The organism is Comamonas sp. C11 (assembly GCF_024496285.1).
In the GTDB taxonomy this organism is placed as follows: Bacteria; Pseudomonadota; Gammaproteobacteria; order Burkholderiales; family Burkholderiaceae_C; genus Comamonas; species Comamonas testosteroni_F.
This window is the reverse complement of the sequence record NZ_CP101743.1, coordinates 2,701,399-2,717,710: the sequence shown is the minus strand read 5'-3', so window position 1 is coordinate 2,717,710 and position 16,312 is coordinate 2,701,399. Positions and strand designations below refer to the sequence as shown.

The following is a 16,312-nucleotide window of genomic DNA, read 5'->3' as shown; positions in this document are numbered from 1 at the left end:
ACAAACGGAGATGTGAGCGAGCGTTTCTGACAACCATGCGTTCAAGAACCTCGGTCGTCCCCTTCGACCTGCCACCAGGCAGGCAGCAGTGCTCGCACCTCGGCACGCGCGAAGCGGTCGTCCATCAGCACCAGAACGCCACGATCGTGCTCGCTGCGTATGACCCTGCCAGCCGCCTGCACCACCTTGCGCAGGCCCGGGTAGAGATAGGTGTAGGCATAGCCCTGCCCCACACCCATGGCCTGATCCATGGCACGCTGCATGGCTTCGTTGACGGGATTGAGCTGGGGCAGACCCAGCGTGGCAACAAAAGCACCGATCAGACGGCTGCCGGGCAGATCCACGCCTTCGGAGAATGCCCCGCCCAGAACGGCCAGACCCAGGCCCTGACCGCCATCGACAAAGCGGGCGAGGAATTTCGCACGCCCGGCATCGTCCATGCCGCGCTGCTGCAGCCATAGCGGCAACTGCGGGTGCAGACGTTCCAAAGTGACGGCAACCTGCTGCAGATAGTCAAAACTGCTGACAAAACACAGATAGTTGCCAGGCTGTCGTGCATATTGCTGCGCAATCAGCTCGGCCATGGGGGTCAGCGATGCCTCGCGATCTCGCCAGCGTGTAGAGATATGGCCTGCGATATGCACCTGCAACTGCCGGGCCGCAAACGGCGCCGGAACATCCAGCCAGGCCGTATCCGCAGGCAGACCCAGCAGATCGCGATAGAACTGTGGTGGACTCAGGGTGCCCGAAAACAGCACCGTGGCCTGTGCAGCCTCATGGCGCGCCGACAAATGCGGCGCGGGCACCACATTGCGAATGCACAGCGTGGATGCCGGCATACGCACTCTGCTCGCACGCTGCAGCGGCGTGGCCAGTTGAATATCAAACAGAGCATGAGGCCCGAACTGATCGGCCAGCGCCTGAAAGTGCAGCAGTTCCCAGTAAAAATCCAGCAAGGCATGGTCGGCAAGCGCAGTTTGCCCTCCTGTGGCCGCATGACCGGCTATCTCCTGCTCAGCCAGCTGATCCGCTATTGCACCTGCGGCTCGCTGCATGGCGCCCAGCAGCGCGCCAGGAATGCTCTCGTAGCTTTGGTAACTGGCCTGATCCTGGGCCTTGTTCAACGCCTGCCACTGGCGCTGCAGTGCATCGAGTGCCTTTTTGACAGCACCCGTCGCGCCTTGGCGGGCCTGCGCCAGATCAAACTGGGTCAGCGGTGCCGTGTACATGCTGCGCGCGCGCTCCAGCAGATTGTGCGCCTCATCCACCAGCACGCCCACGCGCCAGTCCTGCTGCAAGGCCAGCGCATAAAGCATGGCGGCACTGTCGTAGTAATAGTGGTAGTCGGCCACCACCACATCGGCCCAGCGCGCCAACTCCTGCGACAGGTAATAGGGACAGATGCCATGTTCCAAGGCCAGAGTCCGCAACGCCGGCGCATCCCAGAGCGGCAGTTGCAGCGCCTGTTGCCTGGCCGCAGGCAGTCGATCAAAGAATCCGTGCGCCAACGGACAGGACTCTCCATGGCAGGCCTTGTCGGGATGCTCACAGGTCTTTTCGCGCGCCTTCATGTCCAGGACGCGCAATGGAGCGACCGATGCCGATGCCGATGCCGGCAAGGCTTGCTGCAGCTGGCCTAGCGCATGCAGCGCCAGTCCATGGCCGGTGCCCTTGGCAGTGAGAAAGAACAGCTTGTCCAGACCGGCTGCATCAGCCTCCGAGGCACTCTTGGCCGTGACTGCAGCCATGCTCTTGAGCATGGGAAAAATCGTGGCCAGGGTCTTGCCGATGCCGGTCGGGGCCTGAGCCATCAAACAGCGACCGCCTGCGCTGGCATGAGCCGTGCGATAGACGGCCACGGCCAGCTCCCGCTGCCCGGCTCTGAAGGCCGGCATGGGAAACCGCAGCTGCGCCATGGCCGCATCGCGCGCCCTCCGGTGGGCGGCCTCGCTGCGTGCCCAGTCGAGATAACGGGCACATTGCAACTTGAAAAAGGCTTGCAGTTCGGTGGCAGAACACTCTTCCAGCAGCACGGTCTCCTCTGCGCTGCCGATCTGGAAATAAACCAGCGCCAGCTTGATCCGCTCAAGGCCGCGCTCCTGACACAGCAAATGACCATAGACCCTGGCCTGGGCCCAATGCAAGGCCCGGTGATGAGGGCGCACGCCGTCGAGCCGGCCCCGGTAGGTCTTGATCTCTTCGAGTTGCTGCTTGGCGGCATCAAAGCCATCGGCCCGGCCGCGAACCTGAAGCTCTTCGAACCGGCCGCTGAGCGCCAACTCCGCCTCGTAGCCACCCGCTTTCTCACGCCGTTTTTGCACCACGGCATGGCCTTCAATGCCCTCTAGCGCACTGAGGGCGGGCGTGAAGCGCAGATCCAGATCGCCGCTGCGCGCCGTGAACTCGCACAGCGTGCGTACTGCCACGCTAAGCGCAGGCTTCATGGCGCGCTACCTTCGTCACGCCACTGTACATGGCAGACGCGCACGGGAATGCCCTGCTCCGTGCAATAGGCCAGCCAGCGAATCTGGTTGTCCTGCAGCTTGTCTCCCGGCGCTTTGACTTCCACCATCTCGTAGCGTGAATCGGCATCGGACCGCCGGGGCCAGAAGCGCACCAGATCGGGAAAGCCGGTGCGGTTGGCTTTCACGTCCAGCAGCAGCCGTGTGAACAGAATCCGCAGATGGGCGGCAGGCATGCAATCGAGCGCCAGCTCCAGCAGCTCTTGCGTCAACGTGCCCCAGAACACGAACGGCGACTGAACGCCTTGCTTGTCGGCAAAACGCTGGCGAATCGTGGCCCGATAGCGACCGTCCTCCAGCTCGGCCAGACAGGCGCCAAACAGGGGCTGGCGACGCGGCACAAAATCCGGTGCGCCCAGATCGGCCGGCCCACTCTGGAAAGGATGAAAAAACGCCCCCGGCAGCGGCGCAAAGATGGCGGGCCAGCACAGCAGACCGAATAAAGAGTTGACCAACGCGTTCTCCACATAGAACACGGGCGCATCGGCGCTATGCCAATAGGCTTGCAGCGCGTACTCCACCGCCATGGACTGGGCGGGTCGGTCCAGCTGCACATCGCTGCGCAGGGCCGCCACGGCCGGGGCCAGAGCAGGCTGGCGCCCCGCAGCCACCAGTCCCAGGCTGCGGCTCAGACGCGGCAGCATGCGCGCCACGCGCTGACGCTCCTCCTCGCTTTCAGGCGCGGCTTGCGCCTGGCTGGCAAGAGCCAGCGCCTGATCAAAGCACTGCATGCGCTCCAGCACGCGAATATGACGGTGGCGTGCACCCGCATAGCGGCTGGCCCCATAGGCCTGAGCTGCCAGCGACCAATCCTGCAGCCTCTCGCAAACCTGGCCAAGCTTCAGCAAAACCTTGGCCCTGCGCATGTCCAGCCACGGGTTCTCGCTCTTATTCTCAATAAGAGCAGGCAGCAATTGTGCGGGCTCCACGCCTTCATCGAGAGCCTGACGCCGGGCCGATATTTCCAGATAGAAGTCCAGATCTTCGCGGCGCTGAAACGCACGCGAGCCAGCATCCATCGCCACCGGCTCGTAGCGGAAAATACCGAGGTCGGCCAGCACGAACTCCGACCAGTCCTGGTAGAGATTGCCGAAGAACATCAGCCGCAGACGCGCTCCCAGCTCGCCCACCATGACGCGCCAGACAGGTTCCACGGCCTTGGGATGCCAGACGGCATAAGGCCGGGACTCGGGTTGTCTCTCGGCCAGCAGTTGCAGCATCTCGGCCTTGGGCATGGAAGAGCACAGCTCAAAGCCGGTCAAGATCTGCAGCAGCTCGGGTTTGGTGTGCAGGCCAAATAGTTCGACCACCTCCATGGGCTCGGTGGCACTGAGCCAGCCACGCTCCAGCAAGGGCGCAGCGGCATCGACCGTCACCGGAATCTCCTCATAAGCCAGCTTGCCAGCGCGAAACCAGGGCCCGCGCCGCATCAGCATGCGTACCAGCAGCGCCCTGGAGTTCTGCGGCAAGCGCGCAAAGCCGGCGATGAAATCGGCTTCCTGCTCGCTAAGCAGATCGCCATAGCGCTGCGCCAACCAGTCCAGCGCCTGCTGGAAGTTGTGCAGATAGTAGAAGCGGTGCGGCGGAAGAATGGCGGCTTGGGATTCGGTCACGATGACGCGTTACAAAATGCTCGGCGAGAAGATGGGTGGATGCCTACGATGAGACCTGTATTTTCATACAGCTCGAAAATCCCTGCAGATTCACCCACCCATTGATCGCTGCTCAGCGGACGAAACGCTTGCAGCTTGAATGCCCGATGACAGTGGCACACAATCAAAGCTTCATTCAACAAGGAGCAGGCAATGCTGGACTGGAACGAATACCGCAAGGAATTGGCAGGCAGGCTGGGAGAGTTTTCCGAGTTGAGTCCAGGCACCATGGAGGGCTACAAGACCCTGTCCGGCGCGGGCAAGAAGACCGATCATCTCGATGCCAAGACACGCGAGCTGATTGCCATTGCCGTGGGGGTGACCACGCGCTGCGACGGCTGCATCGCCGTGCATACCAAGGCTGCCAAGGCAGCCGGTGCCAGTCGGGAAGAAATTGCCGAAGCCCTGGGTGTGGCGGTGGCCTTGAATGCGGGCGCCGCCATGGTCTACTCGGCGCGTGCCCTGGACGCCTTGGACGAATAAGACCCTAAAGATATGGCAGCCAGCGCCTGTCTGGCTAGCCATACCTGGCCGTCAAAGCACAACCTGCGTGCCCAGCTCCACCACCTGGTTGGCTGGCAACTTGTAGTAAGTCGCCGCGCTGGCCGACTGCCGGGACATCCAGCCAAACAGAGCGCAGCGCCAGGCGGAAAGACCGCCGGGCCCATCCACAACCTGCACCCTGGCCACAAAAAAACTGGTCGTCATGGGGTCGAGGTTCGGTATTTCGCCATCGACGTCCGGCGCAATCCGCTGGAGCGCCGCCGGAATATCAGGCTGCTCGCGAAAGCCGAAGTGCATGTCCAGTGCCCAGACCCCATTGCACATTGGCTTCAGTTGCAGGCGCTCGCCATCATGCACATAGGGTGTGTTCTCGTTGATCACATGGAGAAACACCGTCTGCTCGTGCATGACCTTGAAATGCTTGAGGTTGTGAAACAGCGCATTCGGCACCAGCTTGGGATCGGAAGTCAGATAGACCGCCGTGCCGGATACCACCGGCACGCCGCTCATGGGCGAGCTCATCAGATCGCTCATGGGAATATCAAGGCGACGGCGATGTTCGGCCACCAGCTGGGTGCCGTCGCGCCATGTCGTCAGCGCGACGAAGATGATGGCGCCCAGCGTCAACGGCAGCCAGCCGCCCTGCTCCAGCTTGGTCAGGTTGGAGGCAAAAAAGCCTATCTCCAGCACCGCAAAACAGGCCAGCGCTGCCAATGTGACAACTCTTGCGCGGCTGCGCCCCAAATAGACCACAAAGCCCACCAGCATGGTGGTGATCAGCATGGTGCCCGACACGGCAATGCCATAGGCCGCCGCCAATGCCCCCGAGGACTTGAAGGCCAGCACCAGCGCGATCACGGCCAGCAGCATCAACCAGTTCACGCTGGGGATATAGATCTGCCCCTGCTCCTGATCGGAGGTGTGCAATACACGCACACGCGGCAAATACCCCAGACGGCTGGCCTGCAGCGTCATGGAATAAGCCCCCGAGATGGTCGCCTGCGAGGCAATCACCGTGGCAGCCGTGGCCAGCACCACAAAAATCAGCAACCAGGAGGGAGAAGCCAGTAAAAAGAAGGGGTTGCTGGCCGCAGTCGCATCGCGCAACAGCAGCGCGCCCTGGCCAAAGTAATTGAGCATCAGGGCCGGAAACACCAGCCCATACCAGCCCAGACGCACGGCCCGGCTGCCGAAGTGGCCCATATCGGCATAAAGGGCCTCGGCACCTGTCATGGCAAGAAACACGGCCGATAGCAGGAAGAAGGCCTTGTCCGTGTGTTGCACGGCGAAGCGAAGCGCATGAAGCGGGTTGACGGCCTGCAGCACCATGGGCGTCTGCACAATGCTGGCCACGCCTGCCCAGGCGATGCAGAGGAACCAGACGATGGTGACCGGGCCGAACAGCCTCCCCACCACACTGGTGCCCTTCATCTGAATGGAAAACAGTCCGATCAGAATGCCTATCGTGATAGGTACGATGAAATGCTCGAACTCCGGCGTGGCAATGCTCATGCCCTCCACGGCAGAGAGCACGGAAATCGCCGGCGTAATGATGGCGTCCCCATAGAACAGTGCAGCCGCAAACACGCCGGCCCCGACCACAAAGCGCGAGCGGCGCGACTGATCGCCCATCACGCGGTGGGCCAGCGCCGTCAGCGCCAGCACACCACCCTCTCCATCGTTATCGTGGCTGAGCACCACCCACACATATTTGATGGCGACGATGACGATCACGGCCCACAGCAGGGCCGAGAGCGCGGCCAGCACATTCTCGGGGCCCACCGTCAGCCCATGTGTGCCGGTAAAAGCCTCCTTGAACGCATAGAGCGGGCTGGTGCCGATATCGCCGAACACAACACCCAAAGCCGCCAATGTCAATGCCGACTGGCTGCTGCCCTGCCCCGTATTCCCAGCCCCCTGAAGCCCGTGTTTGCTTTGTGACATAGCCATGTTTTTGCAGTGATAAAGGCCACCGCAGCCGGGCGGCGGCAGCTCAGTATGGCACGCTGAGGGAAATTGGAAAGCCTGGATGACGTCTGAGCGAGCTGTCTTCCTTTATGCAATCTTGATAGCTGCAGCCACAATCCATACCAGGGCTTGACGCCTGATTTTCTAGATTCAAGGCTTCGCAACAACCGGCTTGCCCTTCAAGCCCGCCTCCCATGAAGCCTGTCGCCATCCTCCAGCATGAAGCATCGCAAGGCCCCGGCGTCCTGCTCGAGCATCTGCTCCAGCAAGACATTGCCCATGTGCTCATAGATCCCTGTGTCGAAGGCGCGGCTCCGGCCAATGCGCGCGACTATCGCGGCATCATCGTGCTGGGCAGCAACCATTGCGCCAACGAGCAGTTGCTCTGGATCGATGAAGAGCGCTGCCTGCTGCAAAGTGCCCTGCAGTACGACATCCCCGTGCTGGGCCACTGCTTTGGCGCGCAAATGCTGGCCCGCGCCATGGGCGCAGGCGTCTGGCGCAACCCCTGCGCGAATATCGGCTGGAGCGAAGTCCGCATCACCCCCAGCGCCCAGCAACTGATGAACCTGCCCGCGCAAGCCACCATCTTCAACTGGCACTACGACACTTTCGACATTCCGACAGCCGCCAGGCGCACCATGTACGGACAGCACTGCCTGAACAAAGGCTTTGTCCACGGCCGGCAATGGGCGTTCCAAGGCCATCTGGAGGTGACCGCAGACAGCGTGCGTCAATGGTGCGGCGAGGGCCACGATGAGCTGCTGCAGGCCCGGGGCCCGGCCGTTCAGAGCGAGGCCCAGATCCTGGACCGACTGCCGCAGCACATAGACCAGTTGCATGCCATGGCACTGCGTACCTACCAGGCATGGACCGATCAGCTGGACAGGCCGGTTTTGGTTTCGTGCAGCAATTCCTCGGAAGCTTTGAGCCGATTTCGCCTCAAGTCCAATGCATACCTTCGCATGCAGCTATGAATTTGCAGGCATCGGAGTCCAGGAATGGAATGAGCAGACATTTTGTTGCATCTAGCGGACGGTCTCTGGCAAGGCCCGGCCGCTGTCTGGGTCAGAATGGCCTGCAAACTCACAGCTCCAAGCTTCATGGACTTCACAACGCTTGAAAGACACCTGGATGCCTCGCCAGTGCTGAAGGCGCACAAGCAATACTTCCTGAATCTGGCCCAGCCCGCCGTGGCCATTCGCCTGGGCCACGCCATGGGTACGCCCCTGCAAAGCCGCTTTGGCGGCCAGCCCATGGCGCCTGCGGGCTTTGTCTGGCCCGAGCATCCGGACGGCCACTACCTGTTTGTCGGACAGATCAACTTTGCCGAGCTCCCGGGCGGAGCCGGCCGCCCAGCAGAGCTGCCAGCCAGCGGCCTGCTGTCGCTGTTCCACGGCTTTGACGAGGACGACGCCATCTTCTGGCGCGACCAGGACTACCTAAAGGCGTTCTACTGGCCGGATATCAGCGACATGCATGAAATCCAGGCTCCCCATCAGTGGGTCACGGACAGCCGTGCGCTGCAGTTTGAGAACGGCGTCGACCTTCCTCGTCACGAGGAGCTGCGCAAGGACTGGCCCGTGGAGTTCGATGAGTTTCAGGAGTGGCTCCATGAGCTTGAGGAAAGCGGCGATCTGCCTCGCGACTATCTGCTGGGCCGCCCCTCCTGGGACAGCCTGGGCTACGATCCCACGCCCGAGGCCGAGGAACACCCCGGCAGCTCGCACTGGCGCTCGCTACTGACACTGCAGTCGCATGAGGAATTCCACTGGTGCTGGCAGGACGGCGCACGCCTCATGGCCTTTATCGAGGATGCCAGGCTGCGCACCTGGGACTTCGGCCGTCTGCAAGTGGACTGCGGCTGACGCCTGGTTCAACAGCCACAACCATAAAGAGCAGCTCATGCCCACACGGATTCCACCAGAGATCCTCATGCACTGGCAAAACGGTCACAAGATCGAAGCCATCAAACAGCTGCGTGAGCAAGGCAGGCTGGGTCTGAAGGAAGCCAAAGACCTGCTGGAAGCCAGTGACGAGCCGGACTTTGTCCAGCATGGCGCAGCAGAGCAGACGCAGGCCATGCAGCAGTTGCGCGAGCAGCTGGAAAAACTGGGCATGAAAGATGCCACCTTGCTGCTGGAGCAACTGAATCGGGACGACACCGCGCCCGGCAGCTCCTTCTCTTCCATCAAGACCACCACCACGACCGTCAATGGCAAGACCGCCACACGCGTCACTGTGAGCGGCGATCATGCAGAGGCCATAGAGGCGCTGATGTCCGGCGCAAACGCAGTGCCCTCAGAAACCAGGGCCGAGGTGGAAGACGCCATGGCACGCGGCAACAAGACCGAGGCCATCAAGCTGCTGCGTGACGCCACGGGCCTGGGTCTGGCCCAGGCCAAGGATCATATCGATGCGGCCATGGATGGCATTGCGCTGGACTGGCAGATCCTGCAACGACAATCGGTGCGGGCCAGCGCCCCAAACCACCTTCCGCCCGGAGCACCATCACCGGGCGAAGTCCCCAGAGGGCAAGGCCGGTATCTGTGGCTGCTGGTGCTGGCCCTGGCTGCCGCCGGCCTTTGGTATTACTTCAAGATGCCTTGGAACCCATAGCAGACAAGCGAAAAGCTCACTTTTCAGGAGCTCTCGGCTCGAACTCAAGGTTCCCGGGCGGCCGTATCGGCCAACTGCCAGCCGCCACCCAGCGCCTGGTACAGCGCCACGGCGTTTTCCAGCTGGCTCTGACGCAGGCGCAGCACTTCCTGCTGCACGGCAAACAGATTGCGCTGGGCATCCAGCTCCTCCAGATAGCTGGCGTAGCCGGCCTCATAGCGATCCTTGGCAAAACCCAGGGTACGACCCAGCACTTTTTCGCGTTCCTTGGCATGCTCCCACTGGGCTTGCAGTTGCTGGGAACTGACCAGGGCTGTTTCCACATCGCCAAAGGCCTTGATGACCACACCGCGATAGGCATAGGCGGCCTGATCGCGCTGGGCAGATGCCGCATCGAACTGACCCTGCAGGCGACCGCCGTTGAACAGCGGGGCCAGAATGCTGCCGCCCAGCGACCAAACCCGGGCCGGGTTGTAATCCAGCGCGTTGACGAACAGGCTGCCGAAGTTCGCACTCAGGCTCACCTGAGGCAAAAAGGCCGCGCGCTGTGCCGCAAGATTGCTGTCGCTGGCCGCCAGCAGCAACTGGGCCCGTGCAATATCGGGGCGGCGCTCCAGCAAGCCAGATGGCAAGCCAGGTGCAGGCATGGCGGGCAGGCTCATGGACTCGAGCCCGGCATGGTCGTTCAAAGTGGAATGGGCCAAGACCTGTGCCTGGTCATCACCGCTGCCACCCACCAGTTGCATCAGCGCTATGCGCTGGCGCTGCAGCGCCAGAGACAGCTGTTGCGCCGATTGCCGCACGCTTTCCAGCTCTGCCAGCGCCTGGCTCTGCTGCAGCTGCGATATATAGCCCACACGCACCTGGTCGGTGAGCAGACGCACCGCGTCCTCGCGCGACTTCACCGTGTCCTCGGCCACGGCCAGTTGAGCCTGCAGCGAGCGCAGAGCGATATAGGCCTGAGCCACGGTCGCGGCCACCGTCAGGCGTACCGCGTCGCGATCCGCCTGGCTGGCCTGCAGGCGCTGATCGGCAGCCCGGCTCAGACTGCCCAGGCGGTCCCAGAGATCCAGCTCCCAGCTCGCTTGCAGCACGGGCTGGGCCGAACGCACATGCACCATCTGGCCGGTTCGCGCGCTCAGGCTGCGATTGGCCGAGCCCGGTGCACTGAGCGACAGCTGCGGTGCAGTTGCCGAGCCCGTCACATCGAGGTTCGCGCGTGCCTCCTCCACCCTGGCCAGGGCTGTGAGCACATCGTTGTTGCGCGCAAGCGCCAGTTCCACCCAGCGACTCAGCTGCACATCGCCAAAGGCCAGCCACCAACCGCTCTGGACTGCGCTGGCACCACCTGCGGCCCGTTCCGCGCTCCAGCTGGCCCGCACCGCAGGCTGAGCGCTGTCTGGAGCCCGGGTCAGACTGGGCACGCCGCAACCAGCCACCAGGAATGCAAGCGCCAGGGGCAAGGCACGCACGGTATGAAGGGCGTTCTTCATGGCTTGGCCTGTTCGGATGCAGAAGCTGCGGGCGCTTGAGATTTTTGAGCCAAATCAGCCTCAATCGCTTGTAGCTTCTGCACTGAATGCTCTACTTTTTGTGCTGTATCGAGGCGCACGATGACCGACATGCCGGGGCGCAGGCGCGCCGCATCGGCCTGGCCTTCGTCGATGGCTATCTTGATGGGTAGACGCTGGACGACCTTGGTGAAATTGCCCGTGGCATTGTCGGCCTTGAGCACGCTGAACTCCGAACCCGTGGCCGGAGCAATCTCCAGCACATGGCCCTTGAGGCGCAAGCCGCCCAGCGCGTCCACGCTGAAGCTCACGAGCTGGCCGATCTGCACCCGGGCGGTCTGGGTTTCCTTGTAGTTGGCCACCACCCAGTAAGTGGGCGGCACCACGTACATGAGCTGCGTACCGGCCGCCACATACTGGCCCTTGCGCACCGATACCTCGCTGACCTGCCCGTCGCTGGGCGCATGGACCACGGTGTTGTCCAGATTGATCTGGGCCTGACGCAGCAGCGCTTCGGCCATCTGCACCTGGGCCTTGAGAGAGTCACGGCCCACGGTCGTGGCCTTGATCTTTTCCTGGTTGATCGCGATGTCGGCCTGGGCCTTGGCCACATTGGTTGCCGCCAGGCGCGAGGTCGCACGCACCTTGTCGCGTTCGTTCAGAGACACGGAGCCTCGCTCGGCCAGCTCCTGCACACGCTTGAGCTCCGCCTGCGAACGCTGGGCCTCCGCCTCCACGGCTGCCAGACCGGCGCGGCTGGCACTCAGCGTGGCACGGTTCTGGGCCTGTGTCTGTTCGGAATTGCTCAGCTGCGCCTGGGCATTGGCCAGTTGCGCCTGCGCCTGGGCAACGGCCGCTTCATAGCTGCGGCTATCGATGCGCACCAGCGGCTGGCCGGCCTTGACCTGCTCGTAGTCCTTGACCAGCACCTCGGTCACGTAGCCATTGACCTGCGGTGCCAGCACGGTGACGGCACCGCGCACATAGGCATTGTCCGTGGTCACCACCGAGCTGTTGAAGGGCCACAGATTCCAGGCCCGCAGCACGAGCAGCATGCCTGCCAGGGCCACCGCCAGCATGACGAGCACGCTGCGCAGCGAGGGCTTGATGAGCTTGGGCGAAGGCGAAGGCGAAGGCGCCGCAGCAGGAGCCGGCGCAGGCGAGGCAGAGGCGGCCGTGCCGCCATTGGAATTTTCGGAGTCACTCATGTTGTTGTCTTTTCTCTGGGCGAACGGTTTCAGGCGCGGGCGACGGGTTGGGTGGGTGGCTGGCCCGGTGCGTCCTGCGGCGCGGCGGCATCGGTGCCGCGCATGGCCGAGGCATCGGCTGCGGCGGCGCGCATGCGCTCCACGAAGGCGCGCTGGCGTGCGCGGCCGGCCAGGGCCAGCATCCACAGCAGGTAGAGCACGGCCACGCCGGCCGTGAGGGCGAACACATCGTTGTAGGCGCGCACATTGGCCTCGCGTCGTGCGGCCTGCGCCAGCTGGGCCGTGCCCTGGGCCGCACGCAGGGCCGGGTCGGCAATGACGCGGGCCAGGCTTTGCTGCTGCAGGCGCAGGCGGTCGGCCACGATGGGATCGGTGGGATCGACATCGGCCACGATGGCGGCAGAATACACCTGCTCGCGGTGCATCTGGTAGGTGCTCAGCAGGGCCGAGCCCATGAGCGCGCCCATGGCCTGCGTCATGGAGATGGTGACGATGGCCGTCAGCATGTAATGCGCGCCGAACTTCAGGCCCTGCACCACGCCGATCAGCATCAGCGGCCCCATGAACAGGCCCGCGCCCACTGCCATGAGGAACTGGCTGCCGAAGAAGTCCTCGGGCCGGGCCAGGCTGGTGCGGCTGTGGTCCAGCCAGGCCGCCAGCGCGAACAGCACGATGGAGCCCACGATCTGCTTGCCCATGTTCTCCAGCCCGAAGGTCAGCGCCGACACGGCAATGCCCGCGATGGTGCCCAGCAGGATGACGATGAACAGCGGCTGCATCTGGTCCACCGTCATGCCCAGCATGCGCTGCATGCCGATCACTCCATAGGTTTGCTCGGTGGTCAGAAAGCGCAGCAGCAGCGCACCGATCACGAAGCGCACCGTGGGCGCCAGCACGAACCAGCGCGTCTGCAGCATGGGGTTGCGGCGGTGGTGCTCGATGTACAGCGCCACGCTCAGCAGGCCTATGGAGCCGATCAGCATCCAGGCCAGCCAGGGCGTGTCCAGCCACCAGTGGTTGTAGCCCTGCACCAGCACGGCGATCAGCAGGCCCACGCCGGGCACCATGAGGAAGAAGGTCAGGAAGTCCAGCCGCTCGAAGCTGCGGATGTGCACGCCCGGCGGCAGCTTGAGCACCACCACGCCCGCGAACGAGATCAGGGCCAGGCCGGCCTCGAACAGGTAGAGGTTGTGCCACTCGCTGTTGAACAGCAGGCCCGGCGAGAGGATCCAGGCCAGCGGCGTGGCGATCTGCCCCAGCCCCACGCCGATCACCAGCATCTTGAGCACATGCTTGCGCGGCGCGGCCTGCAGCATGTAGAGCGTGCCCAGCGTGCTGCAGGTGGCGCCCGCCAGGCCGCTGGCCGCGCGCAGCATGAGCAGGCTGGTGTAGCTGCCCAGCACCAGGTGCAGCAGTGTCAGCAGCGCATACAGGCCCAGGCCGATCTCGGCGAACAGCCGCATGCCGAACTGCTGGCGGAACTTGTAGACCAGCAGGTTGGCCGTCATGTTGAGCATGACGTAGGCGCCTGTCAGCCAGCCGGCCTCGGAAGACGTCAGCCCCATCTGCCCCTGGATGGTGGGCAGGTTGGCCGTGAACAGTGCATTGCCCAGGCCGCCCGTCAGCGCAACCAGCACGGCAATCAGGCCATAGGCGGCGCGCACAGCCGGCTGGTGCAGCGGCATGGACGGCGAGCCCGGCAGGCTGGGCTTCTCATGCTCTTCCCAGTCCGGCGGGGGCTTGAGGTAGACGACGGGGGGCGACGGAGGCAGCACGGGCCCCGGTGGAGTGGGTGTGGTGGCCATGTCAGGCCTTCAGGCCTTGCCAGACGATCTGCAGCGCCTTGTGCGCCAGGGTGCGCCGCTGCTGCGGCGTCTCGCCGCGCAGCGAGGCGCCCAGCATGCCGAAGACCAGGGACAGCTCGGCCTGCGTCAGCGGCTGGCGGCAATGGCCACAGGCCACGGCCCGGTCCATGGCCGGCCGAAAGATCTGCCACATGGCAACGCGGGCCTGGGCGATGACCTCGTCACCGCGCTCCACCGTGCGCCAGTAATCGGTGATGGGGGCCGAGACCGCAATGCGCTCGGCCAGGCGCGACAGCAGCTTGTAGAAGGCATCGTCGTCCTCGGCCGTGGCCTCGGCCGCGAGACGCATGTTGTCCAGCGAACGCTCCAGCAGCGCCAGCATCAGCGCGCGCCGGTCAGGAAACTGCCGGTACAGCGTGGCGCGGCCGACCTCGGCGCGCTCGACCACCAGGTCCAGCGGCGCGGTCACGCCATGCTCGGAAAACACGGCATCGGCCGCGTCCAGCAACTGGGCGCGGCGGATATCGGCACTGGGTCTTTTGGAAGTCATGCGAACAATTATCGGACAAAGTTGTCCGTTAAATGTCCGCAACTGGCCTATCCCATGGCGGGGCCATGGGCAAAAAACCAACGGTTTCCGGCAGTGGAAAAGCCTCTACAGGTCGGTCAGCGGCAGCAGCTGGCGGCGGCTGTCAAAGCGCCGCGACTGGCCGTCCAGAGGATCGGTGAAGGCCAGGCTGCGCGCCAGCAGCTGCAGCGGGCGCGAGTAGTCGCCCTCGGGCATGTCATGCACTTCGGGATAGAAGCCGTCGCCCCACAGCGGCAGGCCCAGGGCGGCCATGTGCACGCGCAGCTGGTGGCGCTTGCCGCTTTCGGGCTCCAGCCGGTAGCGTGCCCAGGGGCCGTACTGCTCCAGCACCTGCATGCGGGTGCGGGTGTTGGGCGCGCCAGCCACCTCGTGCATGCGAAAGAAATGGCCGCTTTCCTCCATGCGGCTTTCATGCGTGCGCGGGAAAACCACATCCTCGCGCCAGGGCGCGACGGCCTCGTAGGTCTTGTGGATGGCGCGGTCGCGGAACAGCGCCTGGTAAATGCCGCGCGTGGCGCGCTGCACTGAAAACACCACCAGCCCCGCGGTGTCGCGGTCGATGCGATGAATCGGCGACAGCTCGGGCAGATCGAACTCGCGCTTGAGCCGCACCAGCAGCGTCTGCTGCAGGTACCTTCCGGCCGGCACCACGGGCAGGAAATGCGGCTTGTCGGCCACCAGCAGATGCGCGTCGCGATGGATGACCTCGGCCTCGAAGGGAATGGGCGGCTCGGCCTGCAGCTCGCGGTAGTAGTAGTAGCGCAGGCCCGGCATGAATGTGGCGTCCGGACCAGCCATCTCTCCGGTTTCGCTGACCACTTGACCGGCCGCCATACGGCGCAGCCAGTCTGCGCGCCCGACAGCGGGCAGGCGTTCGCACAAGAAGTCGATCAGCAGGCCCCCGCCCTGGGATGGCAACACCACACAGCTGGGGCTGACGCCATCGCGTATGGGTAGAACCTTGGGATCGTAGGAGTTATGCATGGCGCGGAATTTTAGTGGCTGACCTGATTCCTGGAACTCGGGGCGTCATGGATGCTCCGCGCAACTGCAGCCCGATCAGCGATCGCCTGTGCCCTGGCCAGACAGTGATGCGACTTCGCGCCGGCTAATCCGTTCGGATATTCGCTTTGCGAATGGTGTTCTCCAAAACTCTTTTCTCCTGCTCCAGATAGACCAGGAACTGGGGATGCCCCATTCGCATGGGCTTGAAGCCGGCTTCCATCAGTTTTCTGGCCATCTCGAGATCCGCTTGCAAGACCGCGATTTCATCGGCCAGACGCCTGACGATACGGACATCCGTATGAGCGGGAGCCAGCAGGCCTTGCCAGGCCTCGACCTCCAGATGGGCCGGTGTCTCCGAAAGACTTGGCGTTTGGGGCAGCGTGGCCAGGCACGCGCAAGTTCAATGAGATCGTCCGCACTGCCTGCAGCAAGACCCGGGCGGGCGACAAGCGCAAACAGCGAAGAGGCTACTGGTGCCACGGGTTTCAACAAATGCGCTCCTGGGCCCAGCCCCTGGGAGTGGTGATGGCTCCGTATCACCCTCTGCGCATGCAACTGCTGCGTCTGCGTGACTGCCTGGTCTATCCACTGATCATGATGTCTGCCGACATGGAGTTGCGCAGCATGCTGGAGCGCCTGGGCGATGGTGCGCTGAGCCAGGCCCTACCGCTGGTGCAAACCAGCAGCATCCCCATGGCCCGGCGCCTGGTGGCAAGCGGCCAGGCACTTGCCTTCATGCTGCCGGACAATGTGGCGGAAGACGTGGCAGCCGAACGCCTGAGCTGGCGTGCGCTGCACGATGCCGGAGCGCTGCTGCACAGCTGCGCTTGTCAGCGCACGGGCTACGCGATGGCGGCGACGTCCGAGCTGATCACATGCGGACATGCATCAGGCAATTGGATGACGAGGCATTTCACCTATGCGTAATA

The 16,312-nt window shown here is 63.7% G+C and carries 14 protein-coding genes; 5 read left to right on the top strand and 9 right to left on the bottom strand.

Annotation, left to right across the window (positions count from 1 at the left end; all coding sequences use genetic code 11):
• Window positions 1-41 precede the first annotated feature (41 nt).
• Entirely contained in the window at window positions 42-2,444 is a 2,403-nt protein-coding gene (locus NOX35_RS12410) for an ATP-dependent DNA helicase (protein WP_256496770.1), read from the bottom strand.
• Window positions 2,441-4,114 carry a VRR-NUC domain-containing protein gene (locus NOX35_RS12405; protein ID WP_256496920.1) on the bottom strand — a complete coding sequence of 558 codons (1,674 nt, stop codon included), beginning with the start codon at window positions 4,112-4,114 and terminating at the stop codon, window positions 2,441-2,443. The genes NOX35_RS12410 and NOX35_RS12405 overlap by 4 nt, the downstream gene beginning before the upstream one ends.
• A gap of 213 nt (window positions 4,115-4,327) precedes the next feature.
• On the opposite strand from NOX35_RS12405, the gene NOX35_RS12400 reads away from it, so the two are divergent.
• Window positions 4,328-4,657, top strand: a complete 330-nt coding sequence (locus NOX35_RS12400) for a carboxymuconolactone decarboxylase family protein (protein WP_256496769.1) — start codon at window positions 4,328-4,330, stop codon at window positions 4,655-4,657.
• A gap of 51 nt (window positions 4,658-4,708) precedes the next feature.
• Here NOX35_RS12400 and NOX35_RS12395 read toward each other — a convergent pair whose 3' ends face one another.
• On the bottom strand, window positions 4,709-6,622 hold the full coding sequence (locus NOX35_RS12395) for a potassium transporter Kup (protein WP_256496768.1): 1,914 nt from the start codon (window positions 6,620-6,622) through the stop codon (window positions 4,709-4,711).
• 218 nt (window positions 6,623-6,840) lie between these two features.
• Between NOX35_RS12395 and NOX35_RS12390 the strand changes: the two genes are divergently transcribed.
• The 3 genes from NOX35_RS12390 to NOX35_RS12380 all read left to right on the top strand — a co-directional run bounded on the left by NOX35_RS12390 (window position 6,841) and on the right by NOX35_RS12380 (window position 9,265).
• On the top strand, window positions 6,841-7,623 hold the full coding sequence (locus NOX35_RS12390) for a type 1 glutamine amidotransferase (RefSeq protein WP_256496767.1): 783 nt from the start codon (window positions 6,841-6,843) through the stop codon (window positions 7,621-7,623).
• Between the two features lie 126 nt (window positions 7,624-7,749).
• Entirely contained in the window at window positions 7,750-8,514 is a 765-nt protein-coding gene (locus NOX35_RS12385) for a YwqG family protein (protein WP_256496766.1), read from the top strand.
• Between the two features lie 37 nt (window positions 8,515-8,551).
• The gene (locus tag NOX35_RS12380) at window positions 8,552-9,265 is read left to right on the top strand and encodes a ribosomal protein L7/L12 (protein WP_256496765.1); all 714 of its coding nucleotides are present in this window, start codon (window positions 8,552-8,554) and stop codon (window positions 9,263-9,265) included.
• Between the two features lie 44 nt (window positions 9,266-9,309).
• Here NOX35_RS12380 and NOX35_RS12375 read toward each other — a convergent pair whose 3' ends face one another.
• From NOX35_RS12375 to NOX35_RS28790, 6 genes are all read right to left on the bottom strand, one after another.
• Complete coding sequence (locus NOX35_RS12375; protein ID WP_256496764.1) at window positions 9,310-10,758, bottom strand: efflux transporter outer membrane subunit; 1,449 nt, start codon at window positions 10,756-10,758, stop codon at window positions 9,310-9,312.
• Window positions 10,755-11,984, bottom strand: a complete 1,230-nt coding sequence (locus NOX35_RS12370) for an HlyD family secretion protein (RefSeq protein ID WP_256496763.1) — start codon at window positions 11,982-11,984, stop codon at window positions 10,755-10,757. Before NOX35_RS12370 ends, NOX35_RS12375 begins: the two co-directional genes overlap by 4 nt.
• 29 nt (window positions 11,985-12,013) lie before the next feature.
• Window positions 12,014-13,789, bottom strand: coding sequence for an MFS transporter (locus NOX35_RS12365; protein ID WP_182286953.1), 1,776 nt, complete (start codon window positions 13,787-13,789; stop codon window positions 12,014-12,016).
• A 1-nt stretch (window position 13,790) separates the two neighbouring features.
• Entirely contained in the window at window positions 13,791-14,339 is a 549-nt protein-coding gene (locus NOX35_RS12360) for a TetR/AcrR family transcriptional regulator (RefSeq protein ID WP_256496762.1), read from the bottom strand.
• Window positions 14,340-14,444: 105 nt separating this feature from the next.
• Window positions 14,445-15,362, bottom strand: coding sequence for a pseudouridine synthase (locus NOX35_RS12355; protein ID WP_256496760.1), 918 nt, complete (start codon window positions 15,360-15,362; stop codon window positions 14,445-14,447).
• A gap of 124 nt (window positions 15,363-15,486) precedes the next feature.
• Window positions 15,487-15,618 (bottom strand): hypothetical protein, encoded by a 132-nt coding sequence (locus NOX35_RS28790; protein ID WP_371878534.1) that lies wholly within the window; start codon window positions 15,616-15,618, stop codon window positions 15,487-15,489.
• 257 nt (window positions 15,619-15,875) lie between these two features.
• On the opposite strand from NOX35_RS28790, the gene NOX35_RS12345 reads away from it, so the two are divergent.
• A complete protein-coding gene (locus NOX35_RS12345; protein ID WP_232538224.1) occupies window positions 15,876-16,310 on the top strand; it encodes a LysR substrate-binding domain-containing protein in 435 nt (144 codons plus the stop codon).
• Window positions 16,311-16,312: the final 2 nt, after the last annotated feature.

What these genes read in the sequence shown, in the direction of transcription:
- NOX35_RS12410 (WP_256496770.1), bottom strand. Translation starts at nt 2,444, where the DNA reads ATGAAGCCTGCGCTTAGCGTGGCAGTACGCACGCTGTGCGAGTTCACG.
- NOX35_RS12400 (WP_256496769.1), top strand. Translation starts at nt 4,328, where the DNA reads ATGCTGGACTGGAACGAATACCGCAAGGAATTGGCAGGCAGGCTGGGA.
- NOX35_RS12395 (WP_256496768.1), bottom strand. Translation starts at nt 6,622, where the DNA reads ATGTCACAAAGCAAACACGGGCTTCAGGGGGCTGGGAATACGGGGCAG.
- NOX35_RS12390 (WP_256496767.1), top strand. Translation starts at nt 6,841, where the DNA reads ATGAAGCCTGTCGCCATCCTCCAGCATGAAGCATCGCAAGGCCCCGGC.
- NOX35_RS12385 (WP_256496766.1), top strand. Translation starts at nt 7,750, where the DNA reads ATGGACTTCACAACGCTTGAAAGACACCTGGATGCCTCGCCAGTGCTG.
- NOX35_RS12380 (WP_256496765.1), top strand. Translation starts at nt 8,552, where the DNA reads ATGCCCACACGGATTCCACCAGAGATCCTCATGCACTGGCAAAACGGT.
- NOX35_RS12375 (WP_256496764.1), bottom strand. Translation starts at nt 10,758, where the DNA reads ATGAAGAACGCCCTTCATACCGTGCGTGCCTTGCCCCTGGCGCTTGCA.
- NOX35_RS12370 (WP_256496763.1), bottom strand. Translation starts at nt 11,984, where the DNA reads ATGAGTGACTCCGAAAATTCCAATGGCGGCACGGCCGCCTCTGCCTCG.
- NOX35_RS12365 (WP_182286953.1), bottom strand. Translation starts at nt 13,789, where the DNA reads ATGGCCACCACACCCACTCCACCGGGGCCCGTGCTGCCTCCGTCGCCC.
- NOX35_RS12360 (WP_256496762.1), bottom strand. Translation starts at nt 14,339, where the DNA reads ATGACTTCCAAAAGACCCAGTGCCGATATCCGCCGCGCCCAGTTGCTG.
- NOX35_RS12355 (WP_256496760.1), bottom strand. Translation starts at nt 15,362, where the DNA reads ATGCATAACTCCTACGATCCCAAGGTTCTACCCATACGCGATGGCGTC.
- NOX35_RS28790 (WP_371878534.1), bottom strand. Translation starts at nt 15,618, where the DNA reads ATGGCCAGAAAACTGATGGAAGCCGGCTTCAAGCCCATGCGAATGGGG.
- NOX35_RS12345 (WP_232538224.1), top strand. Translation starts at nt 15,876, where the DNA reads ATGCGCTCCTGGGCCCAGCCCCTGGGAGTGGTGATGGCTCCGTATCAC.